The organism is Streptomyces sp. NPDC059247 (genome assembly GCF_042754005.1).
Classification (GTDB): Bacteria; Actinomycetota; Actinomycetes; order Streptomycetales; family Streptomycetaceae; genus Streptomyces.
In genome coordinates, this window is the sequence record NZ_JBHYZW010000002.1 from 346,859 (window position 1) to 363,291 (window position 16,433).

The window sequence follows — 16,433 nt, forward strand, 5'->3', positions numbered from 1 at the left end:
AGACCCGGAAGAGGAGCCTCAGCCGCGATGCGCGGGTTGGGCTGTTTCACGTGAAACGGTGATGGGTTGGGCTGTTTCGAGCGGAACAGCCCAACCCGTCGCTGTTTCAAGCGGAACAGTCCCGCCCGTCACCCTTTCAGGCGGAACGACCCGAGCCGCCACCGTTTCACGTGAAACAGGTAACCCGTCCACGATATGGACCGGGCTCTCTGTTGTACCTGTGTTGTATCTATGCTGTGCCCATGCCATCAGCCCCGGTCAAGCAGCCCCCCGCGGCCGACCGCGTCTACGCACACGTCAAACAGGCCGTACTCGACCGGCGCTACGAGGGGGGCACCCTCCTCACCGAGGGCGAACTCGCCACGGCCGTCGGAGTGTCCAGGACTCCCGTCCGCGAGGCGCTGCTCAAGCTGGAGATGGAAGGGCTGCTCAAGCTCTATCCGAAGAAGGGCGCCCTCGTCCTCGCCGTCTCCGCCCAGGAGATCGCCGACGTCGTGGAGACCCGGCTGCTCGTCGAGGAGTTCGCCGTCCGACGGGTCGTCCCCGCCCCCGCCCCGCTCGTCGCCCGGCTGGAAGAACTCCTGGAGGAGCAGAAGCTCCGGGCAGCCGCGGGCGACCTCGCCGAGGTCGCCGCCACCGACCGCTGCTTCCACGTCGAGATCGTGCGGTACGCGGGCAACCAGATCCTCTCCCGCCTCTACGACCAACTGCGCGACCGCCAGCTCCGCATGGGCGTGGCCGTCATGCAGTCCCAGCCGGACCGGGTCGCCAAGAACATCACCGAGCACGCCGAGATGCTCGACCGCATCAAGGCGGGCGACGCCGACGGCGCCGCGCTCTGCGTCCGCCGCCACCTCAGCTGGGTCAAGGTCCTCGTCAGGGGCGAGGAACGGTGAGCCGGGGCAGCCGCAACGGCTACGGATCGGCCGTCACCCTCCCCGGCGACCCGCCCGGCGGACGCCGCGCCGCCCTCGTCTGGGGCGTCGGCGTCGCCGTCTACTTCGTCGCCGTCATCTTCCGCACGTCCCTCGGGGTCGCCGGACTCGACGCCGCCGACCGCTTCGACGTCAACGCCTCCGCGCTCTCCACCTTCTCCATACTCCAGCTGCTGGTCTACGCGGGGATGCAGATACCCGTCGGCCTGATGGTCGACCGGCTCGGCACCAAGAAGGTCCTCGCCCTCGGCGTCGTCCTCTTCACCCTCGGCCAGCTCGGCTTCGCGCTCTCCCCCTCGTACGGCACCGCGCTCGCCTCCCGCGCGCTCCTCGGCTGCGGCGACGCCATGACCTTCATCAGCGTCCTGCGGCTCGGCACCCGCTGGTTCCCCGCCCGCCGGGGCCCGCTCATCGGACAGGTCGCCGCCCTCTTCGGCATGGCGGGCAACCTGGTCTCCACCGTCTTCGTCGCCCGCGCCCTGCACGGACTCGGCTGGACGACCACCTTCGTCGGCAGCTCCTTCGCCGGAGTCCTCGTCCTCGTCCTGCTGCTGCTCTTCCTCAAGGACCACCCCGAGGGGCACGAGCCCCAGCCCCTGTCCCACGCGGGCGCCGCCTTCGTCCGCCGCCAGATCGCCGCGTCCTGGCGGGAGCCCGGCACCCGGCTCGGCATGTGGGTGCACTTCACCACCCAGTTCCCCGCGATGGTCTTCCTGCTCCTGTGGGGGCTCCCGTACCTCGTCGAGGCGCAGGGCCAGTCCCGGTCGGCCGCCGGAAGCCTGCTCACCCTGGTCGTCCTGTCGAACATGGCCGTCGGCCTCGCGTACGGGCAGATCATCGCCCGCCACCACGCGGCCCGCGTCCCGCTCGCCCTCGGCACCGTCGCCGCCACCGCCCTGCTCTGGGCGTCGGTCCTCGTCCATCCCGGACACGCCCCGATGTGGCTGCTCGTCACCCTCTGCGTGGTCCTCGGCGCCTGCGGACCGGCCTCGATGATCGGCTTCGACTTCGCCCGCCCGGCGAATCCGCCGGAACGCCAGGGCACCGCCTCGGGGATCGTCAACATGGGAGGCTTCGTCGCCTCGATGACGACCCTGTTCGCGGTGGGCGTTCTCCTCGACGCGACCGGGGGCGACTACCGGATCGCGTTCTCCTCGGTCTTCGTCCTCGAAGCCCTCGGGGTCGTCCAGATCCTGCGGCTCAAGGCCCGCAGCCACCGCAGGGAACGCGAACGGCTCGTCGCCAGCCGCGTGGAGGCCGTACACGTCCCCGTCTGAGACGGACCCTCACGAGAAAAGAGACGCGAGGAAGACGCCAGGCAGGAGTGAGGCAGGACGGGAAGCGGGGCGCGAGGGGAGCGGACGCGGGCGGGCGGCCGACAGGGCGCGGCCACGGGGGCGAGGCGCGTACGGGAAGACCGTGGGCGCGGACCTACCGGGGCGTCACCGCGAAGTTGTCGAGGATCGCGCGCGCCAGGTCCTCGTCGCCCTCCGTCTTGAGCAGGTCGGCCACCTCGCCCGCCCGGACCCGCCCGCAGGCGAGCCGCACGTACGTCTCCCAGTCCGTCGCCAGCGTCACCGCCGGGCCCAGCGAGGGCGCGCCGTCGACCGACCCCCGGCCCTCCGCGTCCACCCGTACCGTCCGCAGGAACTCCACCGGCCCGGTCACGTCGATGACCACCGCCGAGGGCGCGGGTGCCCCCGCGTCCTTCGCGACCACCTTCGGCAGCGCTTCGAGCAGCACGTCCCGGGTGACGTGCGCCCCCGCCGAGTCCAGATTGCCCGGCCGCCCGAGCGCCGCCCGCAGGTCCTGCTCGTGCACCCACACGTCGAAGGCGCGCATCCGGTACGCCAGTTCCAGGGACTGCTCGACGCCGAGGGGGGCGCGGACCAGACGCTCGGGAGGACGGTTCTCGTTGCGGAGCTTGCGGGCCCGGCGGATCAGGATGTACTCCAGCTCCGAGGTCATCTCCGGCGCCGTGTGGTGCCGCCGCACATCGACCTGGACCTCCATGTAGCGCGCGAAGTCACTGCGTACATGGTAGAGATCGCGGGGCAGCGAGTGGATCGGACGCGGGTCCCCGAGCATCTCCGTCTCCATGCCGATGACATGGGACACGATGTCCCGAACCGACCAGCCCGGACACGGCGTCGGCCGGTTCCACTCCCCCTCCGCGAGCGGCTGCACCAGCTCGGCTATCGCCTCGATGGAATGGGTCCAGGCGTCGGCGTAGTTCTGGAGGCTGGGATGGACGGTCACGGGACCCCTCGGCGGTTCTTCGGTGCGCGGGCTGAAAACACGGCTGGGTGGGAGGCTCGAACGCTAAGTTACGCTGCCCGAAGGCACCCCGGCAGTGCTTTCGTGTGACGATCGTAGGCCTGTGTTGACGGCTCGAATGCCAGGACGGTGGTAGTGTGCGCGCCTCGCTGATCCAGATCGCGGTAGACCCGGACGAACCGGTCGACGCCCGTCGCGCCCGCGCGGCGGACCTCGTACGAGCGGAATCCGGCCATGCGGACCTCGTGGTCCTCCCCGAACTGTGGCCCGTCGGGGCCTTCGACTACGAACGGTTCGCCGCCGAGTCCGAACCGATGGACGGCCCCACGCACCGGGCGATGGCGGAAGCCGCCCGCGACGCCGGGGTCTGGCTGCACGCCGGTTCGTTCGTCGAGGCACGGGACGGGGCCCTCTACAACACCTCGCTCGTCCTCTCCCCGGACGGCGGACTCGCCGCTTCCTACCGGAAGATCCACCGCTTCGGCTTCGACAAGGGCGAGGCGGTCCTGATGGCCGCCGGGGAGGACCTGGTCACCGTCGGTCTGCCACGGCTGACCATCGGCCTCGGCACCTGCTACGACCTGCGCTTCCCCGAACTGTTCCGGGGCCTCGTCGACGCCGGAGCCCAGGCCTTCGTCCTCCCGGCGGGCTGGCCCGAACGGCGCCGCGCCCACTGGAGCCTGCTCGCCCGCGCCCGCGCGGTGGAGAACCAGGCGTACGTCCTCGCCTGCGGTACGGCGGGCACGAACGGCGGTGTCGAGCAGGCGGGCCACTCGGTCGTCGTCGACCCCTGGGGCGAGGTCCTCGCCGAGGCGGGGCCCGGCGAGGAGGTCCTGCGGGCCGTCCTCGACCCGGCGAAGGTCACGGAGACCCGCGAGCAGTTCCCCGCGCTGAAGGACCGTGTCCTGGGCGTCGCCGCGCCCCCGTCCCGGGAGCGCTGAGCACGGACGGCGGGGCGGGTCAGTCCTCGCGCTCCCGCTCCGCCATCCGGATCACACAGACCGCCACCGCGAGGAGGAGGGCCGCGTCGGCGTCCTCGCGGACCACGTTCACCGCGTACGCGTCCCGGACGTGGAACCACTGCCGGGAGATGTGGGCGAGCAGTTCGCCCTCGTACTCGACGGCGAACTCCCGGTCCAGGACGCGCCCGCTGACGTCCAGTACGGTGCCCTCGACCAGCGTGACCCGGAAGTGGTTGCGGAGCAGCGAGAGGCGTTTGCGGCGTACGGTCGCCAGCGGGCGCTCGTCCCGTTCGATCGTCATCGTGTCGCGGACGCTGAACATCTTCTGCCGCAGGGTGACGAGGATCTGCCCGTCGGGGTCCTTCAGTTCCAGCGTGTCGCGCAGCCGCAGCGCCTTCCCGTCGACGAGGAAGGCGTGGCGGCCCCGCTCGTCCTCGATCCAGTAGTCGTCACCGATCGCGAAGATCTTGTCCCGTACGAGATATTTCACGGCGTCATGTCTGCCCCGTGGCGGCGGTTTCTCACCGGTCATCGACGGTCATCACCGGTCATGTCCCGAAATAGCGGGTGAACGGGGTCGGGTTGGCCCCGAACATCGCGCCGAAGGGCGCGTCCAGCTGATGGATCAGCAGCACCGTGAAGGCGATGAACCCGGCGAGGCCCATCACCATCACGACATGCGTCCTGCTCTGGCTGATCCCGAAGAGGAACATGAAGGCGAGCGTGAGGAAGCCGCCGATGATCAGGCCCGCCCACAGCACGGGGGAGAGGCTCGTCTGCACCGCCGCCTCCCGGCTGCGCCGCGCGTCGTCGACGTAGCCGATCTGGGCGAGCGCCTCCTGGCCCGCGATCTGCTCGGGCGGCTTCGCGGAGTCGGGGATCGCACTGGCCTGCCGCAGCCGGGCGAGCAGGTCCCAGCCCGAGCGGCCCAGGGGTTCGCGGGCCTCCATCACGGGCCACTCGACGTCGACGACGTGGCGGGCGTACGCGGAGGCCGCGTCCCGCAGCGGCTGCTGGTGTCCCGGGGGGTAGGCGTCGGCGAGCAGATACGTCTGGTGCAGGGCGCTGGCCTCGGCCTGGACGGAGTCGGAGGCGGCGGAGCTGGTGTCCCAGACGGACACCAGACAGAGGCCGAGCACGAGGGCGTAGAGCACCGACACCATCATGGCGATGTACTCGGCGACGTCCTCGCGGGGTTCCTCGTCCTCGCCGACCGGGAACAGCCGGGTCTTGGCGTAGACGGAGACGGCGGCGACGAGGGCGACTCCGCCGGTGACGACGAGCGTTTCGGTCAGGGCCACGGTCAGGTCCTCCGGTTGCCGAGGAGGGCGGCGGCGAGGGCCGCCGGGATCAGGAGCAGCAGCAGGATCGTCACGATCCCGAGCTCGCCCGCCTGGCGCCCGCGCCGCTGGACCCGGGCGAGGAGCCCCTCGTTCTCGGCGGCGGCCCGGCGGGCGGCGACGGGCGGAGTGGTGGTGCCGGAGGTACTGGCAGCACTGGTGGTGCCAGCGGTGCCAGCGGTCCCAGCGGTGCCGGTGGCGCTGCCGGACCCGGTGGTGCCCGCGCCTCCCGTACTTCCCCCGCCTCCCCCGCCTCCCGTGGCCCCCGCGACCGCCCCGGTGCCGCCCGCGCCCGCACCGGCACCTCCGATGCCCAGGGCGCCGGTGCCACCGGTGGCACCCGCCGGGCCGACACCTCCCACGCCTCCGCCACCGGCTCCCGCACCGGCCACCCCACCGGCCCCCGCACCCGCCCCTCCGCCGGTTCCGCCCCCGCCGGTCCCGGCCCCCGGAGGTACGGCCGCCAGGGCGGCGGTGCCGGGCGCGGCGATCCCCGGCGGCGGGAGGGCACCGGGCGCCACGAGTCCGGGCAGCAGCAGTCCGGGTACGGCCGCCCCGGGCACGGGCGCTCCGGGTACGGCCGCTCCGGGCCCGGCGGCCCCCGGCACCGGGATTCCGGCCCCGGGCGCCGGAAGGACCCGCCCGCCCGGACCCCGTACGGGATTCCTTACGGGACCCCCGGGGGGATTCCCTACGGATCCCGGCCCGGTCCCCTGCCGTCCCGGCACGGTGAAGTCCGCCGCCGCGCGGGCCACGAGCGTCGGCGCCGGGACCCGGGCGCCGTCCGGCCCGTAGGTGGTCACCCGGTCGCTCCCGGAGGCGGTCCCGGTGCTCCGGTAGGTGCCGGGGGCCCGTCGCACGGTGGCCGTGCAGCGGGCCGACGCGCCCGGCGCGAGCACCGGGACGGTCCCCGGCCGCCCGGCGCAGTCCACGGCGGCGGCGCCGAGACCGAGGGCGGGGTCGGTCACGAGGACCGCGTACAGGGGCCGGTCGCCCCGGTTGGCCACCGTGTACGTGACGGTGGTGGGGGCGGTGTCGGCCGCGCGGAGCGGGCTCCGCCCACCGGCCCGCTCCGGAACGGTCGGCACGGCCCGCCGGACGGGGGCGCTGCGTCCCGCCCGGCCCCCGGCGGCGGGCGCCGGGGCCGGTCCGAGGGGGCCCACGGTGACGCGTTCGGTGAGGGCGAGGGCTCCGGCGATCCCGGCGTACCCGGTGCGGACGGTGGCCGTGAGGACCTTCCGCAGGGAGGGCACGGTGGCCCGCACCCGTACCGTGCCCCGGTGTTCTCCCGGCGCGGCCGTGAAACGGGCGACGCACTCCAGCCGCCCGAGCGCGGGGAGCGGGCCCCGGGGGCAGCGGACGGCCCCAGCGGGCACCTCGGGGTCGAGGACCCGCACCCCGTACAGATGGGCCTCGCTCCGGTTCAGGAGCCGGTACCGCTTCACGACGGGCGCGCCGGCCCGCACGTCGGGCGGGTGCGGTCCGCCGCCGTCACGTCCGTTGACGGTGACGACGACCCGCAGGGAGTCGTCCCCGACGCCACCGGCCCGCGCGGGACCGGCGGGCAGCGCGACGAAGGAGAGCAGGGTCGGACCGGCCACGAGAACGAGACAGCCCAGCCGCACGGCCCCTGAGGGGAGGACCCGGGCGATCCCTGACGGGAAGCCCCCTACGGGCTCCGGAGGGAAGCCCCGTACGCGCTCCGGTGGGAAGTCCCCTACGGGCTCCGACGAGAGGTCCCGTACGGGCTCCGACGGCTTGTCTCCTACGGGCTCCGAGGAGAGGTCCCCTACGGGCTCCGACGGGACGAGCCGGGCGCGGCCCCACGGGAGCATCCGGCCACCGCCCCGGAGAGCCCTCGGCAGGGTCGGGGGGAACCCGGGAAGAACCCGGGCGACGGCCCCCGGCAGGGCGGCCAGGCGCTGCCGGGACCTCCCCCACCGACGAGAAAAGTAAGACGATCTGATCGCACGCTCCGCCATGTGGGCCATGCTGACCAGCGCCCGCCCCCACCCCGCCCCCGGACACGCGCCTCCGCCCCTCCCGGCCCCCGCTTTCCACCCGTACGGCACCCTTGACCCATGAGCGACTCCGCCCCCGCGACCCCGTCCGCGCCCGCGCCCCGCCGTGCCCGAGTCCGTGCCCCCGAGCTGATCGGCAAGGGCGGCTGGCTGAACACCGGAGGCGAAGAGCTGACCCTCGCCGATCTGCGAGGCAAGTGCGTCATCCTCGATTTCTGGACCTTCTGCTGTGTGAACTGCCTGCACGTCCTCGACGAGCTGCGCGAGCTGGAGGAGAAGCACCGCGACACCCTCGTGATCGTCGGGGTGCACTCGCCGAAGTTCGTCCACGAGGCCGAGCACCGGGCGGTCGTGGACGCCGTCGAGCGGTACGGGGTCCACCACCCCGTACTGGACGACCCGGAGCTGGCGACCTGGAAGCAGTACGCCGTCCGTGCCTGGCCGACGCTCGTCGTCATCGACCCGGAGGGGTACGTCGTCGCCCAGCACGCGGGCGAGGGGCACGCCAACGCGCTCCGGATGCTGGTGGAGGAGCTGGAGGCCGAGCACGGGGCCAAGGGCACCCTGCGGCGCGGCGACGGCCCCTACGTGGCCCCCGAGCCCGTCGCCACCGGCCTCCGCTTCCCCGGCAAGGCGATCCTGCTGCCCTCGGGGAACCTCCTGGTCTCCGACACCACCCGGCACCAGCTGGTGGAGCTGGCGGCCGACGGCGAGACCGTCGTGCGCCGCATCGGCGAGGGCGTGTTCCGCGAGCCGCAGGGCCTGGCCGCGCTGCCCGACGGCAGGGTCGTCGTCGCCGACACCGTGCACCACGCCTTGCGGGTCCTCGACCCGGAGACCGGCGCGGTCGAGCGGATCGCGGGCACCGGCAGGCAGTGGTGGCAGGGTTCCCCGACCTCGGGCCCGGCCGTGGAGGTGGACCTGTCCTCGCCGTGGGACGTCGCCTGGTGGCAGGGCCGGGTGTGGATCGCGATGGCGGGCGTCCACCAGCTGTGGACGTACGACCCGGCCACGGGGACCGTCGAGGTCGCCGCGGGCACCACCAACGAGGGCCTCGTGGACGGTCCCGCCGCCGAGGCGTGGTTCTCGCAGCCGTCCGGGCTGGCCGCGACCGAGGACCGGCTGTGGGTCGCGGACTCGGAGTCCAGCGCGCTGCGCTGGATCGAGCGGGACGGCGACGGGTACGCGGTGCGGACCGCCGTCGGCACCGGGCTCTTCGACTTCGGACACCGCGACGGCGCCGCCGGACAGGCCCTCTTCCAGCACCCGCTGGGCGTGACGGCGCTGCCGGACGGCTCGGTCGCGGTCTCCGACACGTACAACCACGCCCTGCGCCGCTTCGACCCGGCGACCGGCGAGGTCACCACCCTGGCCACGGATCTGCGCGAGCCCAGCGACGCGGTCCTCGTCGACGGCGACATCGTGGTCGTCGAGTCGGCCCGGCACCGGCTGACCCGGCTGCGGCTGCCCGAGGAGGCCGTCCGGGTGGAGGCGGTCGCGCACCGCACCCGCCGGGAGGCCACCGAGATCGCCCCGGGCACGCTGCGGCTCGACGTCGTCTTCCGGGCGCCGGGCGGGCAGAAACTGGACGAGCGGTACGGCCCCTCGACCCGCCTCCTGGTCTCCTCGACACCGCCGGAGCTGCTGCTCGGCGGCGAGGGCACGGGGACGGACCTCTTCCGCGAGCTCGCGCTGAACCCGGAGGTCGAGGAGGGCGTCCTGCACGTGTCGGCGATGGCCGCGTCCTGCGACGACGACCCGGCGAACGCGTACCCGGCCTGCCACGTCCACCAGCAGGACTGGGGCGTCCCGGTGAAGGTCACGGAGACGGGCGCGACCCGCCTCCCCCTGATCCTCGCGGGCCTCGACGCCTGACCCCCGGGCCCCGGCCCGCGGTCCGACGACCGCGGGTCAGCGCACGGTCCCCTGGTTCTTGGACGGGAGGCCGGCGGCGGCGTCCAGGCACCCGGCGACCCAGGCCGCCGGGTTGTGGACGGCGCGGGCGCCGCCCATGCCGTCGCGTTCCATGCGGGCGCACTCGCCGTCGAGGAGGGCGCGGGTGCGGGAGCCGTCGACGTCGTAGCCGCGGATGCGGGAGGCCTGGACGAAGCCGCCCTCGTAGGCGATGTCGTCGGCCCACGGGGGCCGGTCGTTGTACCGGCCGATCAGGAGCGCCGCCGCCGCCGTGCCCAGGAGCACGGCGGCGGCGATGACGGCGGCGAACTTCCGCGGCGGCGGACCCTCGTGACGGTGCATGGGGACGAGGCTGCCAGCGGGGACCTTTCGCGGATGTTTCCGCGCGGGTCCGGTCCGTCAGGGGGGGCGGCCGGGGGAGCCTCAGCCCTCCAAGAACGCGACCAGGGCGTTGGCGAGGAGGTAGGGGTCCTCGGCGCCGCAGAGTTCGCGGGCGCTGTGCATGGAGAGGATCGCCACGCCGATGTCGACGGTCTTGATGCCGTGGCGGGCGGCGGTGATGGGGCCGATCGTCGTGCCGCACGGCATGTCGTTGTTGGAGACGAACGACTGCCAGGGCACGCCCGCCTTCTCGCAGGCGGCGGCGAAGACGGCCCGGCCGCTGCCGTCGGTGGCGTACCGCTGGTTGACGTTCACCTTGAGGATGGGGCCGCCGTTGACGCGGGGCTGGTGCGTCGGGTCGTGCCGCTCCGCGTAGTTGGGGTGGACGGCGTGGCCGGTGTCGGAGGAGAGGCAGACGGTGCCCGCGAAGGCCCGCGCGCGGTCCTCGTAGCTTCCTCCGCGCGCGTAGACCGAACGCTCCAGGACATTGCCGAGCAGCGGGCCGTGGGCGCCGGTGTCGGCCTCGGAGCCGTTCTCCTCGTGGTCGAAGGCGGCGAGGACGGGGATGTACGGCAGGTCGTCGCGGCCCGCGAGGGAGGCGAGGGCGGCGACGGAGGCGTGCACGGAGACCAGGTTGTCCATGCGCGGCCCGGCGAGCAGTTCGCGGTCGCGGCCGAGGTAGGCGGGGGCCTCGACGGCGTGCACCATCAGGTCCCAGCCGGTGACGTCCTCGGCGTCCACGCCCGCTTCGGCGGCGACGAAGGCGATCAGGTCGCCCTCGTGGACGTCGCCGATGCCCCAGACGGGCTGCATGTGCCGCTGCCGGTCGAGCTTGAGGCCGTCGTTGACCTGCCGGTCGAGGTGGATGGCGAGCTGCGGGACGCGCAGCAGCGGCCGGTCGACGTTGACCAGGTGGTGGCTGCCGTCGCGGAGGGTGAGGCGTCCGGCGAGGCCGAGGTCGCGGTCGAGCCAGGTGTTGAGGAGGGTGCCGCCGTAGATCTCGACGGCGACCTGCCGCCAGCCCCGCGAGCCCAGGTCGGGCTGCGGCTTGACGCGCAGGTTGGGGGAGTCGGTGTGGGCGCCGACGATGCGGTACGGGGTGTGGGCGGCGGCTCCGGCGGGGACGTACCAGGCGATGATCGCGCCGCCGCGGATCACGTACTTCCCGCCGCTCGTCCCGTCCCAGGACGCGGTCTCCTCGACCCGGTGGAACCCGGCCTTCTCCAGCCGCTCGGCGGCGCTCTGGACCGCGTGGTACGGGGACGGCGAGGCCGTCAGGAAGGTCATCAGGTCGTCGGTGTGGCCGCGGTCGAAGGGGCCTGCGGTGGGACGGGAAGCTGCGCTGCTCATGGGTTCACCTTACGCAGGACCGGGATCTCTCCTGTACGGACCGGGAACGGTGTCCGTCCCGTACGGGACCCGGTTCCGTACGATCCCGGGCGCGGGCTCGCCCGTGAGGGACCCGCCCGCGGGGGTCCCGTGGGCCGCGAGCCCGGCCCTTACGGGGCGGCCCTGAGGCGTACCCGGCCCCGGAGGAGCGGACACGGCCCGGAGAAGCCCACCGGGCCGGGGGAAGCCCACCGGGCCCGGGGAGGCGCACCGGCCCCGGGAAGCCCACCTGTTCCGGAGAAGCGGACACGGCCGCCCCCCTCCCCGGGGGCGGCCGTGCGCCTGGTCGGACGGGGCGCGTCGGTCAGAACGCGGCCTCGTCCAGGTCCATCAGCGACCCGTCGACGGCCTCGGCGAGGGCGCGCTCGGCGGTGACGCCGGGCAGGACGTTCGCCGCGAAGAACTTCGCGGCGGCGATCTTGCCCTGGTAGAAGGCGACGTCCTTGCCGGAGGCCCCGGCGGCGAGCTTCTCGGCGGCGACGGCGGCGCTCTTCAGGAGCAGGTAGCCGACGACGACGTCGCCGGAGGCGAGCAGCAGGCGGGTGGTGTTGAGGCCGACCTTGTAGATGTTCCTGACGTCCTCGCCGGTGGCGGTGAGGTCGGTGAGCATGGCGCCGACGATGCCTTCGAGGTCGACGGCGGCCTTGGCGAGGGAGTCGCGGGCGGTGGCGAGGTCGTCGCCGCCGGTGCCGACGGCGAGGAACTTCTTGATCTCCTCGGCGAGGGCGTTCAGGGAGGCGCCCTGGTCGCGGACGATCTTGCGGAAGAAGAAGTCCTGGCCCTGGATGGCGGTGGTGCCCTCGTAGAGGGTGTCGATCTTGGCGTCCCGGATGTACTGCTCGATCGGGTACTCCTGGAGGAATCCGGAGCCGCCGAAGATCTGGAGGGACTGCGCGAGCTGCTCGTAGCCCTTCTCGGAGCCGTAGCCCTTGACGATGGGGAGCAGCAGGTCGTTGAGGCCGTGGAGGGCCTTGCTGTCCTCGCCCGCGGCTTCCCTGACGGCGATCTCGTCCTGGACGGAGGCGGTGTAGAGGACGAGGGTGCGCATCCCCTCGGCGTACGCCTTCTGCGTCATGAGGGAGCGGCGCACGTCGGGGTGGTGGGTGATGGTGACCTTGGGCGCGGCCTTGTCCATGAAGTCGGCCAGGTCGGTGCCCTGGACGCGCTCCTTGGCGTACTCCAGGGCGTTGAGGTAGCCGGTGGAGAGGGTGGAGATCGCCTTCGTGCCGACCATCATGCGGGCGAACTCGATGATGAGGAACATCTGGCGGATGCCGTCGTGCTTGTCGCCGATGAGCCAGCCCTTGGCGGGGTGCTGGTCGCCGAAGGTCATCTCGCAGGTGTTGGAGGCCTTGAGGCCCATCTTGTGCTCGACGTTGGTGGCGTAGACGCCGTTGCGGGCGCCCAGTTCGCCGGTCTCCCAGTCGAACTCGTACTTGGGGACGAGGAAGAGGGAGAGGCCCTTGGTGCCGGGTCCTGCGCCCTCGGGGCGGGCGAGGACGTAGTGGAGGATGTTCTCCTCCATGTCGTGCTCGCCGGAGGTGATGAAGCGCTTGACGCCCTCGATGTGCCAGGAGCCGTCCTCCTGCTGGACGGCCTTGGTGCGGCCCGCGCCGACGTCGGAGCCCGCGTCGGGCTCGGTGAGGACCATGGTGGAGCCCCAGCGCTTCTCGACCGCGATCTGGGCGGCCTTCTTCTGCGCCTCGTTGCCCTCGTTGTAGAGGACGCCCGCGAAGGCGGGGCCGGAGGAGTACATCCAGATGGCCGGGTTGGCGCCGAGGAGCAGTTCCGCGTAGGACCAGACGAGGGAGCGCGGGGCGAGGGTGCCGCCGATGCCCTCGGGGATGCCGAGGCGCCAGTACTCGGAGTCCATGAAGGCCTTGTAGGACTTCCTGAAGCTCGCCGGTACGGGGGCGGTGTGGGTCTCGGGGTCGAAGACCGGGGGGTTGCGGTCCGCGTCGGCGAAGGACTCCGCGAGCTCGTTCTCGGCGAGGCGGCGGACCTCGTCGAGGATGCTCCGGGCGGTCTCGACGTCCATCTCCTCGAACGGCCCGGTGCCGTACACCTTGTCGCGGCCGAGCACCTCGAAGAGGTTGAACTCGATGTCGCGGAGATTCGACTTGTAGTGCCCCATGGCGACGGCTCCGTAAGGCTCGGGGAGGCAGGTTCCTCGTACACGTACCAGCGAGTGCAAAACGCTCTCACCGATGATGCTACCCACCGGTAATAAGAGCAACCCCTCTCGGGCCGACTGTGACGCAGTAGGCTCGTGGCCCATGTACGGCTACGACCAGAATCCGGGCGCCCAGCAGTACGCGCAGCCCCAGCAGCAGTACGCCCCCCAGGACGGGATGCAGGGCGGGGCGCAGGGCGGGATGCCGGGTGCCGGGTACGGACAGCAGCAGCCGCCGCCGCTCTATCCGGAGCCCTCGCCCCCCTCCCTCGCCGACGCCGTACGCGCCTTCACGACGGGCACGCTCGCGCCCGAGGACTTCCAGCAGATCTTCGCGACCTCCAAGGTCTACTGCCCGCGCGGCGACGGCCCCGGGTTCCTGGCCCTGCACAACACCCAGCACCCGGTCATCCCGATGTTCACCTCGCTGAAGGAGCTGCGGCGGTACGCGGGCAAGGAGTCGAAGTACTTCGTGATCACCGGCGCCGAGGTGATCGACCTGCTGCCCACCGGGTACGGCTTCGTCCTCGACATGGAGGGCGACCACCGGATGGTCTTCGACGCGAAGGCCGTGGAGCAGATGGTCGACTTCGCGATGCGGCGGATGTACGGCTGACGCAGGCTGGAGACGGAGCGGGCGCCCGGGAGGAATTCCTCCCGGGCGCTCCGCGTTGGGACTGGCAGAAAGTTAAGCGTTCAACTAAAGTGAGGGCACGAGGTCGGAGAAGGCCGCGCCCCGAGGCCCGTACCAGGAGGTCCGTCATGCCCGCCGTGACTGTCGAGAACCCGCTCACCCTGCCGCGCGTCGTGGCTTCCGCCGACGCCGTCGCCCGTCCCGTGCTGGCCGTCACCACGGCTCCCACGGGCTTCGAGGGCGAGGGCTTCCCGGTTCGCCGCGCGTTCGCCGGGGTCAACTACCAGTACCTCGACCCGTTCATCATGATGGACCAGATGGGTGAGGTGGAGTACGCGCCCGGCGAGCCCAAGGGCACTCCCTGGCACCCCCACCGGGGCTTCGAGACCGTCACCTACATCATCGACGGCGTCTTCGACCACCAGGACTCCAACGGCGGCGGCGGCACCATCACCAACGGTGACACCCAGTGGATGACGGCGGGCTCCGGCCTCCTCCACATCGAGGCGCCGCCGGAGTCCCTCGTCGTCAGCGGCGGCCTGTTCCACGGCCTCCAGCTGTGGGTCAACCTGCCCGCCGCCGACAAGATGATGGCCCCCCGCTACCAGGACATCCGCGGCGGTCAGGTCCAGCTCCTCACCTCCCCCGACGGCGGCGCGCTGCTCCGCGTCATCGCCGGTGAGCTCGACGGGCATGAGGGGCCGGGCATCACCCACACCCCGATCACGATGATCCACGCGACCCTGCGGCCGGGCGCCGAGATCACCCTGCCGTGGCGCGAGGACTTCAACGGCCTCGCGTACGTCCTCGCCGGACGCGGCACCGTCGGAGAGGAGCGGCGTCCGGTCCACACCGGCCAGACCGCCGTCTTCGGCAAGGGCGGCTCGCTGACCGTCCGCGCGGACGACAAGCAGGACGGGAACACCCCCGACCTGGAGATCGCCCTCCTCGGCGGGCGGCCGATCCGTGAGCCGATGGCCCACTACGGCCCGTTCGTCATGAACACCCAGGCCGAACTCCGCCAGGCCTTCGAGGACTTCCAGGCGGGCCGCCTCGGCACGGTCCCGGCGGTCCACGGCATGGGCGAGTAGGACGCCCCGGCCCACCACCGGACGGCGGGGGCCCGTGCCCGGGGTTACCCGGGTGCGGGTCCCCGCCGTCTCCCTTACGGGTTTTCTTTTGCGGGGCGGGGTTCCCTTACGGGGGGGGCAACTCCCCTTACGGGGCCGGGGGAGGCCGCCCCGCCACCCGTACGGCCGTCAGCGCGCGACGGCACGCCCGCGCGCGTGATCCGGTGGGGACGTGCAGCCGACGCCCCCGCTCCTCCCCGAACCCGCCCGCCGGGTCGCCGCCTGGTGCGGTGTCCTCCTGCTGGTCGCCGGTGTCGCCGCCGTCGGGATCTGGCTGTGCGTCGTCTTCAAGACGGCGGTCACCCCCGTCCTGCTCGCGATCCTCGGCACCGCCCTCCTCGGTCCCCTCTACCGGCGCCTGCTCCGGATGAAGGTCCGCGAGTCGCTGGCCGCCGCGCTGACCGTCGTCGCCGTCCTCGCGGTCGTCGGCGGGGCCACGTACATCGTGGCCGCCGCCCTCCTGGAGACCGGCGACCAGATCATCGCCTCGCTGCGGCAGGCGGGCACCGACATCGCCAAGCACCTGGGCGCGGCCGGGACCTCCCTGGAGGACCTCGCCAAGAACGCCGAGAGCCTCCTCAAGCAGTTCGGCGGCACCGCCGCCTCCGGTGTGCTGACCGGCATCAGCGTCGTCGGCGAGATGCTCGCCACCGCCGTGCTCGCGCTGCTGCTGATCTTCTTCTTCCTGCGGGACTCCGACCGGGCCGCCGGGGCGCTGCGCTCCCTGGCGCCCCCGGCCACCGGCGACCTCGTCGAGGCGATGGCCCGCCGTGCCTTCGAGGCGGTCGAGGGCTTCATGCGGGGAACGACCCTGGTGGCGCTCGTCGACGCGGTCCTCATCGGGATCGGGCTCGTCGTCCTCCAGGTGCCCGGTGCGGTGGGGCTGGCCGCGCTGGTGTTCGTCACGGCCTACATCCCGTACCTCGGGGCCTTCCTCTCGGGCGCGGTCGCGGTGCTCGTCGCCCTCGCCGACCGGGGTTTCGTCATCGCCCTGTGGGTGCTGGGGATCGTCCTCGCGGTGCAGGTCATCGAGGGGAACGTGCTCCAGCCGATGGTGCAGAGCCGGACCGTGCAGATGCACCCGGCGGCGGTGATGCTGGCGATCACGGCGGGGGCGTCCGTCGCGGGCATCCTCGGAATGCTGCTCGCCGTCCCGCTGACGGCCGCCGCGACCGGCGTCCTCGGCGAACTCCGCACGCGGTACGGGACCCCACCGGCTCCCCCGGCTCCCCCGGTCCCTCCGGAGGAACCCGCCCCGGCGGGGTGACCCGTACGGG

At 72.7% G+C, this 16,433-nt stretch carries 14 protein-coding genes; 7 read left to right on the forward strand and 7 right to left on the reverse strand.

Going from position 1 to position 16,433, the window contains the following annotated elements; translation table 11 throughout:
* Positions 1 to 242: 242 nt before the first annotated feature.
* Together ACFXGN_RS05475 and ACFXGN_RS05480 are read left to right on the forward strand one after the other, a co-directional pair.
* Positions 243 to 896 carry a GntR family transcriptional regulator gene (locus ACFXGN_RS05475; protein ID WP_384853777.1) on the forward strand — a complete coding sequence of 218 codons (654 nt, stop codon included), beginning with the start codon at positions 243 to 245 and terminating at the stop codon, positions 894 to 896.
* On the forward strand, positions 893 to 2,212 hold the full coding sequence (locus tag ACFXGN_RS05480) for a nitrate/nitrite transporter (protein WP_384853780.1): 1,320 nt from the start codon (positions 893 to 895) through the stop codon (positions 2,210 to 2,212). Before ACFXGN_RS05475 ends, ACFXGN_RS05480 begins: the two co-directional genes overlap by 4 nt.
* 154 nt (positions 2,213 to 2,366) lie before the next feature.
* On the opposite strand, the gene ACFXGN_RS05485 is transcribed toward ACFXGN_RS05480, so the two are convergent.
* Positions 2,367 to 3,194, reverse strand: a complete 828-nt coding sequence (locus ACFXGN_RS05485) for a maleylpyruvate isomerase family mycothiol-dependent enzyme (protein WP_384853783.1) — start codon at positions 3,192 to 3,194, stop codon at positions 2,367 to 2,369.
* A gap of 155 nt (positions 3,195 to 3,349) precedes the next feature.
* Here ACFXGN_RS05485 and ACFXGN_RS05490 point away from each other — a divergent pair, with 155 nt between their 5' ends.
* Positions 3,350 to 4,153 carry a carbon-nitrogen family hydrolase gene (locus ACFXGN_RS05490; protein ID WP_384853786.1) on the forward strand — a complete coding sequence of 268 codons (804 nt, stop codon included), beginning with the start codon at positions 3,350 to 3,352 and terminating at the stop codon, positions 4,151 to 4,153.
* 19 nt (positions 4,154 to 4,172) lie between these two features.
* On the opposite strand, the gene ACFXGN_RS05495 is transcribed toward ACFXGN_RS05490, so the two are convergent.
* From ACFXGN_RS05495 to ACFXGN_RS05505, 3 genes are read right to left on the reverse strand one after another with little or no spacing between them, the layout of a single operon-like run.
* Complete coding sequence (locus ACFXGN_RS05495) at positions 4,173 to 4,664, reverse strand: LURP-one-related/scramblase family protein (protein WP_384853789.1); 492 nt, start codon at positions 4,662 to 4,664, stop codon at positions 4,173 to 4,175.
* A 58-nt stretch (positions 4,665 to 4,722) separates the two neighbouring features.
* Positions 4,723 to 5,475, reverse strand: coding sequence for a hypothetical protein (locus ACFXGN_RS05500; RefSeq protein ID WP_384853791.1), 753 nt, complete (start codon positions 5,473 to 5,475; stop codon positions 4,723 to 4,725).
* A gap of 2 nt (positions 5,476 to 5,477) precedes the next feature.
* On the reverse strand, positions 5,478 to 7,115 hold the full coding sequence (locus ACFXGN_RS05505) for a hypothetical protein (protein ID WP_384853792.1): 1,638 nt from the start codon (positions 7,113 to 7,115) through the stop codon (positions 5,478 to 5,480).
* Positions 7,116 to 7,595: 480 nt separating this feature from the next.
* Between ACFXGN_RS05505 and ACFXGN_RS05510 the strand changes: the two genes are divergently transcribed.
* Complete coding sequence (locus ACFXGN_RS05510; RefSeq protein ID WP_384853794.1) at positions 7,596 to 9,410, forward strand: NHL domain-containing thioredoxin family protein; 1,815 nt, start codon at positions 7,596 to 7,598, stop codon at positions 9,408 to 9,410.
* Between the two features lie 36 nt (positions 9,411 to 9,446).
* On the opposite strand, the gene ACFXGN_RS05515 is transcribed toward ACFXGN_RS05510, so the two are convergent.
* The 3 genes from ACFXGN_RS05515 to ACFXGN_RS05525 all read right to left on the reverse strand — a co-directional run bounded on the left by ACFXGN_RS05515 (position 9,447) and on the right by ACFXGN_RS05525 (position 13,353).
* A complete protein-coding gene (locus ACFXGN_RS05515) occupies positions 9,447 to 9,791 on the reverse strand; it encodes a hypothetical protein (RefSeq protein WP_384853796.1) in 345 nt (114 codons plus the stop codon).
* A gap of 81 nt (positions 9,792 to 9,872) precedes the next feature.
* Positions 9,873 to 11,180, reverse strand: coding sequence for a M18 family aminopeptidase (locus tag ACFXGN_RS05520; protein ID WP_384853799.1), 1,308 nt, complete (start codon positions 11,178 to 11,180; stop codon positions 9,873 to 9,875).
* 343 nt (positions 11,181 to 11,523) lie between these two features.
* Positions 11,524 to 13,353 (reverse strand): acyl-CoA dehydrogenase, encoded by a 1,830-nt coding sequence (locus ACFXGN_RS05525; protein WP_384853801.1) that lies wholly within the window; start codon positions 13,351 to 13,353, stop codon positions 11,524 to 11,526.
* A gap of 142 nt (positions 13,354 to 13,495) precedes the next feature.
* Here ACFXGN_RS05525 and ACFXGN_RS05530 point away from each other — a divergent pair, with 142 nt between their 5' ends.
* From ACFXGN_RS05530 to ACFXGN_RS05540, 3 genes are all read left to right on the forward strand, one after another.
* Positions 13,496 to 14,008 carry an SseB family protein gene (locus tag ACFXGN_RS05530; protein ID WP_384853802.1) on the forward strand — a complete coding sequence of 171 codons (513 nt, stop codon included), beginning with the start codon at positions 13,496 to 13,498 and terminating at the stop codon, positions 14,006 to 14,008.
* A 146-nt stretch (positions 14,009 to 14,154) separates the two neighbouring features.
* The gene (locus ACFXGN_RS05535; protein WP_384853804.1) at positions 14,155 to 15,117 is read left to right on the forward strand and encodes a pirin family protein; all 963 of its coding nucleotides are present in this window, start codon (positions 14,155 to 14,157) and stop codon (positions 15,115 to 15,117) included.
* 211 nt (positions 15,118 to 15,328) lie between these two features.
* Positions 15,329 to 16,423, forward strand: coding sequence for an AI-2E family transporter (locus ACFXGN_RS05540; protein ID WP_384853807.1), 1,095 nt, complete (start codon positions 15,329 to 15,331; stop codon positions 16,421 to 16,423).
* Positions 16,424 to 16,433: the final 10 nt, after the last annotated feature.

Coding starts and splice junctions, on each gene's coding strand:
- ACFXGN_RS05510 (WP_384853794.1), top strand. CDS start 7,596: ATGAGCGACTCCGCCCCCGCGACCCCGTCCGCGCCCGCGCCCCGCCGT.
- ACFXGN_RS05475 (WP_384853777.1), top strand. CDS start 243: ATGCCATCAGCCCCGGTCAAGCAGCCCCCCGCGGCCGACCGCGTCTAC.
- ACFXGN_RS05525 (WP_384853801.1), bottom strand. CDS start 13,353: ATGGGGCACTACAAGTCGAATCTCCGCGACATCGAGTTCAACCTCTTC.
- ACFXGN_RS05515 (WP_384853796.1), bottom strand. CDS start 9,791: ATGCACCGTCACGAGGGTCCGCCGCCGCGGAAGTTCGCCGCCGTCATC.
- ACFXGN_RS05530 (WP_384853802.1), top strand. CDS start 13,496: ATGTACGGCTACGACCAGAATCCGGGCGCCCAGCAGTACGCGCAGCCC.
- ACFXGN_RS05520 (WP_384853799.1), bottom strand. CDS start 11,180: ATGAGCAGCGCAGCTTCCCGTCCCACCGCAGGCCCCTTCGACCGCGGC.
- ACFXGN_RS05535 (WP_384853804.1), top strand. CDS start 14,155: ATGCCCGCCGTGACTGTCGAGAACCCGCTCACCCTGCCGCGCGTCGTG.